Annotated in this window: 13 protein-coding genes; 6 read left to right on the top strand and 7 right to left on the bottom strand. The window is 49.0% G+C overall.

From position 1 onward, the window contains the following. Positions 1–41 precede the first annotated feature (41 nt). Positions 42–497 carry a hypothetical protein gene (locus B4E62_RS17920; protein ID WP_331353018.1) on the bottom strand — a complete coding sequence of 152 codons (456 nt, stop codon included), beginning with the start codon at positions 495–497 and terminating at the stop codon, positions 42–44. Positions 498–629: 132 nt separating this feature from the next. Between B4E62_RS17920 and B4E62_RS17915 the strand changes: the two genes are divergently transcribed. After that, a complete protein-coding gene (locus B4E62_RS17915; protein WP_331353017.1) occupies positions 630–1,724 on the top strand; it encodes a flagella assembly protein FlgT middle domain-containing protein in 1,095 nt (364 codons plus the stop codon). 4 nt (positions 1,725–1,728) lie between these two features. Here the strand turns inward: B4E62_RS17915 and B4E62_RS17910 are convergent, their stop codons facing one another. Both B4E62_RS17910 and B4E62_RS17905 read right to left on the bottom strand, forming a co-directional pair. After that, the gene (locus tag B4E62_RS17910) at positions 1,729–3,243 is read right to left on the bottom strand and encodes a tryptophan halogenase family protein (RefSeq protein ID WP_331353016.1); all 1,515 of its coding nucleotides are present in this window, start codon (positions 3,241–3,243) and stop codon (positions 1,729–1,731) included. A 47-nt stretch (positions 3,244–3,290) separates the two neighbouring features. Further along, positions 3,291–4,253 carry a hydrogen peroxide-inducible genes activator gene (locus B4E62_RS17905; RefSeq protein WP_331353015.1) on the bottom strand — a complete coding sequence of 321 codons (963 nt, stop codon included), beginning with the start codon at positions 4,251–4,253 and terminating at the stop codon, positions 3,291–3,293. Positions 4,254–4,478: 225 nt separating this feature from the next. Here B4E62_RS17905 and B4E62_RS17900 point away from each other — a divergent pair, with 225 nt between their 5' ends. The 5 genes from B4E62_RS17900 (at position 4,479) to B4E62_RS17880 (ending at position 9,780) form a co-directional block, all read left to right on the top strand. Next, positions 4,479–5,777 (top strand): cation:proton antiporter, encoded by a 1,299-nt coding sequence (locus tag B4E62_RS17900; RefSeq protein WP_310067397.1) that lies wholly within the window; start codon positions 4,479–4,481, stop codon positions 5,775–5,777. A 271-nt stretch (positions 5,778–6,048) separates the two neighbouring features. Continuing rightward, complete coding sequence (gene xdp1 / locus B4E62_RS17895) at positions 6,049–6,765, top strand: exosortase-dependent surface protein XDP1 (RefSeq protein WP_310067398.1); 717 nt, start codon at positions 6,049–6,051, stop codon at positions 6,763–6,765. A gap of 148 nt (positions 6,766–6,913) precedes the next feature. Continuing rightward, positions 6,914–7,687, top strand: coding sequence for a ThuA domain-containing protein (locus tag B4E62_RS17890; RefSeq protein ID WP_331353014.1), 774 nt, complete (start codon positions 6,914–6,916; stop codon positions 7,685–7,687). A 36-nt stretch (positions 7,688–7,723) separates the two neighbouring features. Further along, complete coding sequence (locus B4E62_RS17885; RefSeq protein WP_331353013.1) at positions 7,724–9,214, top strand: phospholipid carrier-dependent glycosyltransferase; 1,491 nt, start codon at positions 7,724–7,726, stop codon at positions 9,212–9,214. Positions 9,215–9,216: 2 nt separating this feature from the next. Further along, the gene (locus tag B4E62_RS17880) at positions 9,217–9,780 is read left to right on the top strand and encodes a PA14 domain-containing protein (protein WP_331353012.1); all 564 of its coding nucleotides are present in this window, start codon (positions 9,217–9,219) and stop codon (positions 9,778–9,780) included. A 521-nt stretch (positions 9,781–10,301) separates the two neighbouring features. Here the strand turns inward: B4E62_RS17880 and B4E62_RS17875 are convergent. From B4E62_RS17875 to B4E62_RS17860, 4 genes are read right to left on the bottom strand one after another with little or no spacing between them, the layout of a single operon-like run. Then, entirely contained in the window at positions 10,302–11,108 is an 807-nt protein-coding gene (locus tag B4E62_RS17875) for a sulfite exporter TauE/SafE family protein (protein ID WP_331353011.1), read from the bottom strand. A gap of 22 nt (positions 11,109–11,130) precedes the next feature. Then, a complete protein-coding gene (locus tag B4E62_RS17870; protein WP_331353010.1) occupies positions 11,131–12,342 on the bottom strand; it encodes an ABC transporter permease in 1,212 nt (403 codons plus the stop codon). After that, positions 12,335–13,129, bottom strand: a complete 795-nt coding sequence (locus tag B4E62_RS17865) for an ATP-binding cassette domain-containing protein (protein ID WP_331353009.1) — start codon at positions 13,127–13,129, stop codon at positions 12,335–12,337. The genes B4E62_RS17870 and B4E62_RS17865 overlap by 8 nt, the downstream gene beginning before the upstream one ends. Next, entirely contained in the window at positions 13,129–14,730 is a 1,602-nt protein-coding gene (locus tag B4E62_RS17860) for an alpha/beta hydrolase (protein ID WP_331353008.1), read from the bottom strand. The genes B4E62_RS17865 and B4E62_RS17860 overlap by 1 nt, the downstream gene beginning before the upstream one ends. Between the last annotated feature and the right edge of the window lie 10 nt (positions 14,731–14,740).

Below are 14,740 nucleotides of genomic sequence, written 5' to 3'. Positions count from 1 at the left end.
CAGCCAGCGCGATTATATCGCGCTGGCTGATAACATTAGCACTAGGACGATTTACGCCAGCGCTCTGGCGTCAGGGTTTGCTTTGAGCCGAAGGCGTGCTGATCCGCTGCAGTGGCACTGTCTTTACACTCGCCGCGCACCCAGAGGTGATAGCGCGAAATACTGCGGTCCAGTTCAAAAAAACCGTCGCGGCAGTAACCAGCTTGTTCGATCACATAGGCGGTATTTTCCAGCAGCCGCTCATAGGTACCACGTCCTACGTCGACACCCCCCTTCGCAAATTCCTGCCCTGGATTGGCGCCACCGCGCGAAACGCGTATATGACTCGGGATTCGCTCCTCAGGCCAACGCAATCGATAGGTAAACATCTTGGAAGTATTGGGCAGTATCTCCACTTCAAGCGTCTCGGCCATTTCAGTTTCGACATAGCTGCGCCCCGTGGAACTGCATCCAATAATCGTGCACATCAACAACGTGAATATAACAACTTTGCCCATCTATCTGCCCTATGATCGGTTTAACAATTGGCGTGCATTGGGGGGATTAAAGAATTCCTGCCAGAAGCCGACACACTGGCGATAGCCCTCGTTTATTGTCCACACTATACGCGCATCACACCGGAGCCTGCCATGGGTTCGCTACACACACTGCCCCAGCGGATAAACAGCCTGCTGTTGACCTGCATTATTAGCCTGAGTTCACCCGTTTTGGGCAACTCGATCGTACCGGACGATATCGCCTACAAACCTCAGCCCGCCCCCAACCCTTCGGAGAGCGGTGTGGTAGTGGGCACCAGCGAATTACCGGCAACCGCTGCAAGGGTGTCCTCAACTCAATACCTCGCCAAAGGCCAGTGCCCTGACCAAAGCCGCAGTCACGATAACCTATCCAAAGCGCTGGCGATCACCCAATTCCTGCGCAGCTCGCCCCATACAGCTAATGCAGGCAACCTGTTCGCAGCCGAATCCGGGCTGCCCGAACTGATCCGCGCCCAGTTGCGCCAGAAATTTCAAGCTACAGGGCCAGCAGTAATGCCTTGGGGGTTTGCGCAGGCTGATCTCAGCGAATCCCAACTCAAACAGCAGGCACAAAAAATTGCGCGCCAGATGCGCACCCAATTTGTGATTAGCGGGACAATTGTTGACATGTCCATGCTGGCGCCAGACACCACATACAATCCCAGCTTATACCGCCAATTTGCCAATGGGTTTCACGACCTCACCCATTTAAAAATGTTTGACCAGCGCACGCGGGTAATGAGCCTGGAAGTGCAACTACGCGACGGTTTTACCGGTGAATTACTCTTTAATAAAAGCTACTCGACCAATGGTATCTGGAACCAGCGCCAACCAATCGGATTCGGCTCGCCCGCTTTTGCCAAAACCCACTACGGCAAACGAGTCAAATCACTAGCCAATAAGATCAGCACCGAGCTAGCCCAGATCATTCACTGCCAGCCCTTTATGGCCGCAATTGATAGCGCCCCCGGGCAGACTCAGGTTTTACTGCACGGCGGCGCTAATAATGGCCTGCATGCGGGCGACAACCTTAGCTTGTATCAGGTGATTATGGTGGGCTCCAATAACGAGTATCAGGTAAGCGACACCCGGCTGGTAAAACGCGAAACGCGCCTGCATCTGAGTGAGGTCTACCCTACACATAGCATTGCAGTAGTAGAGGGCGGTAGCTATTTAAACGGCAGCTATCTGGCCGCGAGCGAATAATCCATTACGGCTTGGTTGTTTCTGTGTCAGCACCGTAGTGCTCTTGTAAATAGGCATCGTGCGAGGGCAAGCTTTTTACCATATTAAAAATGGCGGAGCGCGCTAATTTCAGAGTTTCATTGATCTGGCCAAAATCGAGGTTATCGACGCGCGGGCTGTATTTTTGCGGGCGAATACCCATGCCTTCAAATACCGATTGCCAGCTGGTGCTGCGAAATAATTCGTCGTTATCTTCACGCAAAATACCGTGACCTTTAAATAAATCGATGCGCTCGCGCAGCGATTCAGGTAACTCCATGGTTTTACACCAACGCCAAAATTCGCTGTCGTCGCGCTCAGTCGCACAATAATGCAGCACAATAAAATCGCGCACCTCTTCAAAGTCCGCCCCCATACGACGATTATATTCACGCTGCAAACTAGGCTCGCAGTCGGCATCCGGCAAAAAGCGTAAAAAGAAATCAATGCCGCGCGCGATTAAATGAATCGCCGTAGATTCAAGCGGTTCAATAAACCCACCCGACAAACCCAGCGCCAAACAATTGCCTTTCCAAAATTCCTTGCGTCGTCCGGTATTGAAACTAATCACACGCGGATCGCTAATACGCGGCGCATCAAGATTTTTCAGCAAGGTAGTTTTGGCTTCGGCATCGCTGCAAAACTTACTCGAATACACATAGCCATGGCCGGTCCCATTGCGCAACGGAATGCGCCAGGCCCAGCCCGCTTTGCGCGCGGTTGCTGTGGTGTAGGGCATACGTGAACCAGCGACCTGGGTTTTGACAACTATGGCGCGGTCGCAGGGTAAATAATTCGACCAATCTTCAAAGCCAACGCCGAGCGCCCTTTCGATTAGTAAGGCTTTAAAGCCCGAACAATCGATAAAAAAATCACCGTGGATTTTGCGCCCGTCCGATAACTCCAGCGCCTCGATAAAACCATTATCTTTACGCAGCACATTGACACAGTTGCCTTCATTGCGGATAACCCCGCGCGCTTCGGCATAGCGGCGCAAATAGGCCGCCACCAATTTTGCATCCAGATGCACCGCATAACCGGCGCCCCCAATCGGCGTGTTCATCGCCTGTGCTGGCGGAAAAAAACGTTCCTGGGCCGCCATCACCGCACAGGGCGAGAAATCCTGCAGGTTGTATTGCTCACCCTCCATAGTCGCCTTGAGCCAGCACTGGTAAAAATCCTGCGAGCCGATACGCTTGCCGAGCGCGCCGTAAGGATGGAAATAGGACTGGTTTTTCACCTTCCAATCGACGAATTTAATGCCCAACTTGTAACAGGCCTGGGTCTCGCGGATAAACTCCTCTTCATCGATCCCCAAGCTGGTAATCAAGCGCACCACAGGCGGGATAGTGGATTCACCCACCCCGATAGAACCTATCTCTTCCGACTCCACCAATTCGATCTCACACAGCTCGCGTTTGAGATGCGCAGCAAGCATGGAGGCTGCGATCCAACCAGAAGTTCCGCCGCCGAGGATGACGATTTTTTTGAGTGGGTTCATGCTTGTATTCATAACCGAAAACGTTCCAATAATTACCCGCGCTGCCCTTACCAGCTCGCTAAGGGCAGCATAGTCTGCTCAAGCGCATCCGGCTCGGTCGTAAAATTCCAGTAGGCGCCGCTGCAGGATTGGATCGATTTGCGCAGCACATCAATCGCCTTGTGACGCGGGAAGCTGGCGCGCCAAGCCAACGCCAACTTACGCTGGCCGCCCGCCAACGGCCGGGCAACCAGGCGATGTGCGGCGCACAAACCCGCCTCTGCCGCCGAGCGCGGCAAAACGCTTAAACCCAAGCCTGCGGCCACCATGTAGCGCAGGGTTTCAAGGCTATTGCCTTCGGCCGCATAGCGTTTGCGCTGGATATCGTCCGGCTCCCGCCATCCGGGATTGAGCAGCAACACCTGCTCGCGTAAACAATGCTCTTCACCGAGCAGCAATAGTTCTTCGCGGGCGATATCTGCCGGTGCTATCTCCGTTTTGCTCGCCAGTGGATGAGTCTGCCGCATAACCACCACCAAAGGCTCATCAAATAACTCCTGGGTCACCACATCGGATTCGCTGAACGGCAACGAGACTAGGATGGCATCCAGATCGCCGTCGCGCAGTTTTTTGCGCAGGTTAGCGGTGTAATCTTCCTGCACATAGAGCGACATAGAGGGCGCCTGCTTTTGTAAATGGGGGATGAGTTGCGGTAGGAGATAAGGCCCAATGGTAAAAATCGTCCCTAACGCCAAGGGGCTATTAAGCTGATCCTTGCCGGCATCCGCGAGCGACTTGATGGCAGCAGTCGTAGTCAGTAGAACACGCGCTTGGGCGACAATTTTTTCACCCAATACAGTTGGCTGTACTTTGGTTTTGGTGCGCTCAAATAGCTCCACCCCCAGCTCCTCCTCCAGCTTGCGCACTGCGATACTGAGGGTCGGCTGGCTCACGTGGCAGCGTTCGGCCGTGCGCCCGAAATGCTGCTCCTCTGAAAGTATGACGATGTAGCGCAACTCAGTCAGGGTCATGAAAAACTCAATCCAATTTGATGGCGCCCAGTGTGCCCGTTTGCATCCTCTCAGGTAAAGCTGCACGCTCACCCCAAAAGACTATAGCCAAATTCTATGGCATTCAAATTGCCCGTCTCCAGCAACCCCATTTAAATATCCCGGTCACCCACACCTTAGCGGCACAGGTCAATAACAACTAATGCCTCATATAATTAACACCTAATAAAGATCGGATGTAGTCTCATGACAACTGCCCAACTTTCCGTTGTATTTTTCCTTCAAATGTTCGTAATCCTTGCCGTTTGCCGCTTGGTAGGCTGGATTGGACAAAAATACCTTCACCAACCCCAAGTTGTCGGTGAGATGATTGCCGGAGTAATCCTTGGCCCATCGCTATTCGGCCTGTTGATGCCCGAACTTCAGAAAACCCTGTTCCCTACGGAAATGAAAGGCGTCCTCTACGTAGGCGCACAATTGGGTGTTGGCATGTACATGTTCCTGGTGGGACTGGGTTTTCGTGGTGATCACTTCAAAGCCAACTTTAAAAGTGCTGCCGCCGTGTCTATCTCCGGCATGGTTGCCCCGTTCCTGGTGGCGATAGCGATTACGCCATGGCTGTTGACTGTACCCGGTCTTTTCTCTGATAAAGCCACTGTTTTCAGCGCGACCCTGTTTATGGGTGCTTGTATTGCGATCACAGCATTCCCGATGCTGGCGCGGATTATCCACGAGCGCGGCCTGAGCCAAACCAAACTGGGCACCCTGTCTTTATCTGCCGGGGCTATTGATGATGCTGGTGCTTGGTGCGTGCTGGCTGTGGTATTGGCCACCTTCGGCGCCGGTGCAGAATTAGCGTATAAAACCATTGTGGGTGGAATGGCTTTTGCCGCCTTTATGATCCTGGTTGTGCCCAAACTGTTGGCACCGCTGGCACGCGCTGCCGAGAAACAACAAACCCTCAGCCCGACCCTGTTCGCGATTGTCATCATGTGCTTTATGTTGTCTGCATTCACGGCTGATGCAATAGGCCTGCATGCGGTATTCGGCGGCTTCCTGCTCGGCGCGGTAATGCCACGCGGCAAACTTACCCAAGAGATCAAACGCCAACTTGAACCTTTTGTAGTGATCATCCTCATCCCGATTTTCTTTACCTACTCAGGCCTCAACACCCAACTGACTATGGTCAATAACGTCGAGCTGCTGGCAATCGCAGCGGTCATACTGGTGGGCTCTATTGCTGCTAAAGGGGTTGCGTGCTGGGGCGCTGCGCGTCTGTGCGGCGCTGACAACCGCACCGCAATGGGCATTGGTGCACTCATGAATGCGCGCGGGCTAATGGAGCTGATCATTATTAACATCGGGTTGCAAGCTGGAGTGATTGGCCCTGCACTATTTTCCATGATGGTGCTGATGGCAATCATCACGACACTAATGGCATCGCCTTTGTTTGAGCTTGTGTATGGCAAGCGCGCCCGTGAAACCGGCGAGCTGGCAGCAGTAGGTGCTGAAGAGGCCGAACCTGCCAAGCCACAAACCGTCTGAGTTACATTTTTTGTACAACCCTCCTCCCGTTTTACCTTAAGCCCTTTTAGCCCGAGCTAGCCTCGGGCTTTTTTATGTCCAGGGGTTGACCAAATCGCACCGAAAAAAGCACCAAAATATGTCGAAATTTTTATCACTTGCACCCAAATCGCCACCTGAGACTAGACCTGCATCACAACAAAATCAGTATCTTAGTTACCGTGGCACAAAAAGTGCTTTTTTGGCGTCTAGCTGTACCCACTCAATCACTCTATTTAACGGACTCCCCATCATGTTATCCATCAAATCGCTTATTGCAGGATTAGCACTGAGCACAAGCTTTGTCATGAGCGCATTCGCCGTTCCAGTCACTGTCAATCTGGCACCAAATACTGCAGGTTATGTTTGGTCATTCAACTACACCTCATCTGAAGCCGACGTTGCTGTAACCGGCTGGTCCAATAAATCCAGCGGAAACAAAGCTATCGCACAAGATGTGATTGGCAGATGGAACAACTCGGGCGTAGGCGTTGAAAATGCCAACAACCCCCACCACGCGGTCGATAATGCTAGCGGCGACTACGATGCCTTGCTCTTTTCCTTCAACAAAGTGGTTGATCTTAGCGGCCTGAATATTGGTTGGCATCAAAATGACGCCGACGTATCTCTGCTGGCTTACACAGGCGCAGCCCCTTTTGCAGGCAACCTAAATGGCTTAGGCAGCAACTGGGCCGCCTTGCTGAACAATGGCTGGAGCGTGGTGGGCAATTACAACCGCAATGGCAACGGCTCCTTTGCGGTTAACACAGCAGATGTGGCATCTCAATACTGGTTGGTCGGCGCTTACAACACAGCATTTGGCACAGGCAATGGATTGACCAAAAAGGACGACTATTTCAAGTTGAAAGCAATTACTTTTGAAGCCGTTGAAGTAGCTGAGTCAGGCTCCCTGATTTTATTGATGTTAGGCTTGGCAGGCTTACGCTTTGCGCGTCGTCGCGCTGCATAGTTCTCACAGCTAAAAGACTGTTTCAAAAAGGGCGCTATCAGCGCCCTTTTTTATTGCCTATAAATTTGTATCGCTTATGATGGGCCGGCTTAAAAAAGATAAGAAGACATCAGGGACAACAATAACAATCCATTAGCGAGACAATAGTATGCGTAGACAAATCGCCTTATCACTTGCTCTGACCTGCGCCCTTCTCTGCACTGCCATTAGCGCACAGGCACAGCAATTCAATGTATTACTCTTTACCAAAACCAACGGCTGGCACCACGAATCCGTCAACGAAGGTGTCACTGCGGTACGTGAACTTGCCGTGCGCTATCACTTCAGCGTTGATTGGCATGAGGACGCGGGTATTTTCAATGATGAAAAACTCAAAAAATACCAAGCTGTCATTTTCCTGTTGACCACCGGCGATATTCTTAATGATGAACAACAAGCTGCGATGGAGCGCTTTATTCGCTCCGGTAAAGGCTTCGTTGGCGTTCACAGCGCATCCGACACCGAATACGATTGGGATTGGTACACCAAAATGGTAGGCCGCACTTTCCACATACACCCCGTCATCCAAACCGCTGAGCTTACCGTCACCAATCGCAAATTCCCCGGTGTTGAGCGCATGCCCGATCGTTTTTTATGGACGGATGAGTGGTATGAATTCGGCGCAGAGCGCATTAAAGGCCTGAATTATATTCTGGCAGTAGATGAGCAGACTTTTGATCCAAAGGTGAGTTGGGGTGAGAAAAAAGGTGAAGGCATGGGCAAATTCCATCCCATAGCTTGGTATCACGATTACGACGGTGGCCGTGCATTTTACACCGCACTCGGGCACCTGCCCGCCACTTACAGCGATGCACTGTTTCTGGAACACATCTATGGCGGACTTTATTGGGCAGCAACCGGTAAAGGTTTGCGCAAAAAATAATTCCTGACTATCACTCTAATCATAACAACAGACACCATGAAAACATTCATACAGACCTACGCACGATTTATTTACCCCGCCGTTATTTTGGTGATTTCACTGAGCATTTATTTTCCCTATTACGGCACACCACAAGCGATGTTTTGGGATGAAAACTACCACGTACCCAACGCTCAAAAATACATTGATGGCGTGATGTATATGGAGCCGCACCCACCGCTCGGCAAATTGCTGATGGCAGTAGGCGAAGTATGGTTTGGCGATAACGAAAACGTTAACAAACAAGCGCTGCTCGCAACAGATTATCTTACCGGTGACGCCGCGCCACCTGAGATGACTTACAAAGGCTATCGCTGGCCATCAACGGTAATGATGGCCCTCTCGGTTTTATTCTTTTACGGCATTATTAATTGCATAACGCAACGTGCATGGCTTGCAGCGGCGTTCACAAGTCTGGTCATTTTTGATAATGCACTGGTCATACATGCGCGCGCGGTACATCTCGATGGCATTCAATTATTTTTTATTCTTGCCGAACTGTATTTTTTTACTCGCATTGTCACCAGCGGAAAACCTATTCGCCTCAGGGATTATGTCCTGCTGGGAACCTTCATAGGGTTGGCCACCAGTGTAAAAGCCACCTCTGCGATTGAATTATTATTATTGGCAATGCTTTTTTGTGTCGATCAATGGAACAATATTAAACAGTGGAATTGGCAGGCACTTATCAAACGCATCGCCGTTACAGTGCCGTCCGGCGTGCTGCCTGCAGCAGCGGTGTTCCTCGGCGTTTTTTATGTCCACATAGGTCTGGGCGAAAAAATTATCGATAACAGAACCTACAAGGCATCTCCCGAATACATCAACCAAATTCGTATGGGCGACACTTGGTCACTCAAGACCTTTTCATTGGGCATGCGCGATAACTGGAAATTCATGAGCGAGTATGCCGACGGTGTGCCACGCCTTGACGAATGTAAACCGGATGAAAATGGCAGCTACGCAATGAACTGGCCATTAAGCAGTAAAACCATCAGCTATCGCTGGGATAAAAATACGGTCGACGGCAAAACCGTTACCCAATATAAATACCTGATTGGCAATCCGATCGTCTGGTTCTCCATTGTAGGAGGAATCATTCTCTCCCTGAGCTTGGTTATCAGCCGTTATATCTACAACAATCCCGTCAAAGATGAAAAACTTTTCTATTGGATCTGCGCCTTTACCGGGCTCTATGTGAGTTATATGGTAGCGATCTTACAGATTGAGCGGGTGATGTACCTCTACCATTATTTTATTCCACTAATTTTTGGGGCAATTAACCTTGCATTAGTTTTTAACTATATCTACCGCGATGAAGTTATCGCCAACAATAAACACACCATTATCAATGCCAGCCTGTTTGCCATTTTGGTGATTGCTGTATTTGCGTTCTTCTCTCCATTCACCTATGGCTTTGGGTTAACCGAAGACCAATTTGAATTGCGCAACTGGTTCAGCTTCTGGAAATTACAGGTGGTTAGATAATTATGAATATCCAACAACTATTAAACAAAAATAGTATTTTCACTGCGCTTATTGCGCTGATTGTCATACTGATTGGCGTGCGCATTACACCGGTGAGTGTCGATCCTGTAGTGAAGGTAATGATTAGCAAGAACCGCGTGGGAATTACTAACATCTATCAACAGCGCGATATCGAATTTACCCGTGAAGTCTGGGTAGATGTGCTTGATCTGGAAGAAAGCAGCCGTTTTAGTCATCCAAAACTGGGTAATATCGCCACCTACACTGACGATTTTTTTGTCGATGTTGACCATAAAATCACGGTAAAAAAATCAGATAACTATCGTTTTATGATGGGCAGTGATGATGGCTTTTCTTTGCGTATTGATGGCAAACTTATCTGCGAGCATTTGGGAGATCGTCCCTTCAGTGTTCAGCCCTGCATGATCTTTTTAAATGAAGGCGAGCACCAGGTGCACATCTCTTACTTTCAGGGTTTTGGCAACTCCGGCTTCACTGTGGAGTATGCTCGCGGAGATGAAAAACCACGCTGGTTTGGTGAAGACTCAAGCAGCGTGAAGTTTTAACTTATCCAATGTGCCACCCACTGAAAAGCGCCCGTAACTGAGGCTACTTTAAAATTCCAAGCTGTAAGTTTTAACTTGACTCAATGCCCTCATCGTTTGATCTGGGCATTTTTTATGCAAACAAAAAATGCGAGTTCGTAAACCGAGATGATTTATTTACTGAGTACGAATAAGCGCATTCCAACTAAATATAGCTTGGTGGCGCGGCTGCTTATGTTGAGCCGCTTTCATTGTAGGGGTTGATAACTGGAAAACGCTTCGCCGAGAAAAGGTCACCAAAAAACGGGAACTGTCGAATCAAATCTCAGCCAGTTCGCATTAATACGGCACTGCAAATATCCGAAAAAAATATCAATTCCATTTCCGTTCGATATTGTTGCAAGCATGGGTCAACGTAAAATCTTGGGCATTAAAGTTCTTGCCAAGAAGACATTTGGTCGCTGATATAAAAAATTTAGCTATCCTATATCTGGCCAGTCTGGCTCAACATTAAGTTTGAACAACCAATCCAAACTGCAGAATTACAGAACAGAAAAAAGCATTTTTAGACTTAGAATAATAAGCAGTAGCGCGAATAATTTTTTTAGTAATTTAACCGGTAATCTATGAGCCAATTTCGCGCCAAAAGGTGCCGTTATAAAACTGGTGATAGAAATAAACAGTACCCCAGGAAGATAGACAAATCCTAGCGTATGATGACTCAGAGATGTATTTGACCAACCATTGATGACATAACCAACAGTACCTGCGATAGCAATAGGTAAGCCGATTGCTGCGGATGTGCCAATGGCCTTTTTGATATCAACATTCTGCCAAACAAGATAGGGAACTGTTAATGAGCCTCCGCCCGTGGAGACAAGTGCAGACACCGCACCGATGCCAGAACCACCCAATAATAAACCGCCGTTACCTGCAAGTTCCCTGCTGGGGTTAGGTTTTTTGTTAAAAAACATTTGGAGCGAAACAACAGCCATAAAGAGCGAAAAGAATATGGCCAGATAAAAAGAGCTGGCATAGGCTGCGATAAAGGTTGCTAAAAATGTACCCAACACAATCCCCGGAGACATCACTTTAACAACCTGCCACAACACTGCGCCTGCACTATTGTGCGCTCGCAGACTGGATATGGATGTGACAATAATCGAGGCCATTGATGTGCCCAAGGCGAGATGAACGACATGTTCGGCGGGAACACCTTGATACAGAAATAAAGTAGTGAGCACCGGCACCATAATTCCACCGCCGCCAACACCGAGCAACCCTGCCATAAACCCTACAAAAGCGCCAAGCAATAAAAAAGACAACATCCACACAATGTCTAAAGGCATCAGCAATTCCTGTAGCAAAGCATCAGACTCCATACACAATTTTTGGTTTGCGCAATTGCTGGATTGTATAAGCCAACAGAGCACATGCAAGAACACCGGACACCAACCACACCTGCGCAAAATGGGTAGCGGTAATTGTGCCGCCCAGCAATAGATCTTTAATCAATACCTGATGCCCCAACACCGGCACCCAGCGGAACCAATCGGCGTAAGCACTCGGATTGAACAAGGTATAAAACAGTGGCACCATCGGGATAAATATCATCAACCCCATATAGGTCTGCGCATCTTTAAAACTGCGTGCAAACAGGGAAATTAAAAATTGTAATGACGTCGCCAGCAACGCGAGCGATGCAAGCACTACAAACACACCCGCCAACTCCAGTGGCGAGACATCAACACGCAACCCTAATTCCTTGAAGGGAACGTAGGCAAATGCGGCGACCAACAATATAACTTCTACCAGCGACACCATCAACGTAAGGGAAAAACTATTGCACCATTTCCCCAGCACTAATGCAGTGGAAGATGCAGGTGTAATTAATAGGGATTCAAGCGAGCGGCGCTCGCGTTCGCCGGCGGTCATATCTGCACTGAAACCGACACTCGCCATAAAGGCAGTGAGAATTAACAGCATGGGCAAACTCCCCATCACAAAAAAACCCATTTTTTCATCGCTGGCTATATTGAGATCGCGAATATAAACGGGGTTGGCGATCCCGGGAGAAATACCGCGCGATAACAAACGCAAACTACCCATGCGCCCATTCCAACTCCAGATTTGCTGGCGCACAAAATGAATCCCTCCTTGCAGTTTGTTGTTGGTTGCATCGAAAACCAGCGCTAATTCAATTGATTCACCTGTGGCAAATTTTTCGCGCGCATCTTTGGGAATTACCAAGGCATAACCCAATTCGCCCGTTTCTACTTTTTGATAGGCATCATCGCCCACCGCATCAACTTGTACACCCCGCTCTTGCAGCCAATCGATCAGTGATGGCAATTGCTCTGCACCCACAACAGCGAGTTTGATGGGTTCGTTGTTGGTCGCTTTGGATTGATTGCTCATATGAATAATGAATAGCGACGAGGCGACAAATACACCGACAAAATACACCGGCATCAAGAGCGTCATGCGTAAGCTTTTACTATCGCGCAGGGAATCACGCCACTCTTTGCGAAACACTATGGCAATTTTATTCAACAATTCCGTAAGGTTAAACGAATTACGCATGATGCAGCTCCTGCTGTGGCTGAACTAAATTGACAAATGCCTCTTCCAGATTGTGGGATTTTCCCGCATCCAGAATTGTTTCAAGATTACCGTCTGCCAAAATTTTTCCGTGGGAGATCACAATAATGCGGTCGCACAAACCACTGACTTCATGCATCAAATGGCTGGAAAAAATCACGCAACGCCCCTGCATTTTTAATTCATGTAATAAACGACGCACTGCGCGCGTCGTGATCACATCCAAACCATTAGTGGGTTCATCCAATAAAATATGCTGCGGCTGGTGCACGATCGCCCGCGCCAACGCCGTTTTCATGCGCTCACCGAGTGAAAAACCTTCCGCGCGACGCTCGGCAATATTCACCATGCCCAACCAATCAATTAATTGGTTAATGGATTTTTCCATCGCATCACCTTGCAACCCTTGCAGCTCACCAAAGTAGCGGATATTTTCGCGCGCGGTTAGACGCTTATATAAACCCGTATCATCCGGCAATACACCTAATTGTTGGCGCGCAGCGTTCGGATTTTTACTGACTTGATGTTGATTGACCCACACATCACCTGCACTCGGCTGCAACAATCCGTAAATCAAACGCATGAGGGTTGATTTACCTGCACCATTTAACCCTAACAGACCGGTGATCTCGCCATCATTTAAGGTAAAGCTGACATCATCCAATGCGGTGATCAGATTTGGTGTGGTCGCTTTTTTAAAGCCAGGAAACTTGAGGCCGCTATTCTTTTTTGCCGCAAAGGTTTTACTGAGATGCTCTACACGAATCATTATTCTGCACTCCCTGACGATGACATACTTATGGAGGAAACGCTTGCAGATGAGACACCTACCGATGAATAATTATCGGCCGCAGAGCTGGCCGCTTTTTTCTGATTGGCACCTAGTACCAAGGGCAGAGGTTTAATCTTTTCCACACAATCTGCTTTTACATCCTTCATAGACGCTCGCTCGATAAATTGCGCAATCAATTGCGGCACACAACCTTCAGATGAAATGGAGTGGTTGCCACCCGCCGCACTCAAACTCGTTGAATTGGGCAAGTGCGCCGCAACAGCTTGTGCCCATACATCGGGCGTCACCGGATCATGTTTTCCTGATAACAAGAGCGCTGGCACATCGCTTTTGATCGGATCCCAATAATCGACAGGTAATTGCGCTTTAGGCCATAACGCGCAAATCGGTTGTATGTCCTTTACGAAAGGAATACCAAAAAACGGGATGCTCTGCTCGATATCACTCACTGATAATAGCGGCCAGTCTTCATTGCAAATCACACTGTAGCGCATGCCTTCCGCAATGTTCATCAACTGCGCATTCTCCGATGACAAGGCCGATAAGGCCGCAAGCAAACGATAATCTTCTTTTTCGGCAAAACTAATCGCACGCGGCAATAACACCGTTAAATCGCGCGAGTAGAGCGACATAAATATCAATGATGAAAACGTGCGCGGCGTTAAGTGCAGTGATTCCGTCTGTTGGTTGCGCGGATGTTCATAGCTAATTTCCAGCGGCTCACCCTTTGCCTGCAACGCATTCAAACGCTGCAGTACTGTTTCTGCTTTTTGCACTATGTTGCCAAACTCTGCCGCACAATCTGTTTGCGCAAGGCATTCATTATTCACCGCCACCAAAGCCGCCATAGCATCGCGTGCAAAATATTTGGGAAGGGCGATGCTCACAGGTGCCACGCCATCCAAAATAATCGTGCGCGCCTGCTCTGGATAGCGACGCGCATATTCAAGTGCGACACGGGTACCGTAGGAACCACCCCAGAGATTAATTTTTTCGTACCCTAATGCGATGCGCACCGCATCCAAATCCTGCACGGCATCTACTGTGGTATAGAAAGCAGCATTGTATTGATATTTTTCGGCGCAGTTTTTCATCAGTGCAATATATTTTTCAGTCTGCTTCACCTCTGGCAGTTTTAAATCCTCTGGCGATGCCTGTTCACAGCGCAGCGGATTGGATTTTCCAGTGCCGCGCTGATCGACAAAAATCAAATCGCGATTTTTGCGCACATCCGCAAAAAAGCTGTGGATCTGGTTAGCCATCTCAATCGACGAGCCACCAGGCCCACCCTGAATTAAAAAGAGTGGATCGGCATTGGCTACCGGGCTGATCGCAGGCAAACGTAAAATCGCCACACTAATGTCTTTGCTATTGGCGTCGGCAGGATTTTCTTTCAGGGTTAATTCACCACACTCCGCACCATACACCAGCGGGGGCTTACCGGTTTCCACAAATCCAGGGCACGGCTTGAGAATGGAAACTGCAGCAGCTTTTCGCTCTATTTTTTCACTGCATGCGGGCAAAAGACCTAGTAGCAACAAGCACAAAATACCGTAAGCCGACCAAGAGATATTCATTCGTTCATTC

The sequence above is a fragment of the Cellvibrio sp. UBA7671 genome (genome assembly GCA_002483145.1).
GTDB lineage: Bacteria > Pseudomonadota > Gammaproteobacteria > Pseudomonadales > Cellvibrionaceae > Cellvibrio > Cellvibrio fibrivorans.
This window is presented reverse-complemented; position numbering and strand designations above follow the sequence as displayed.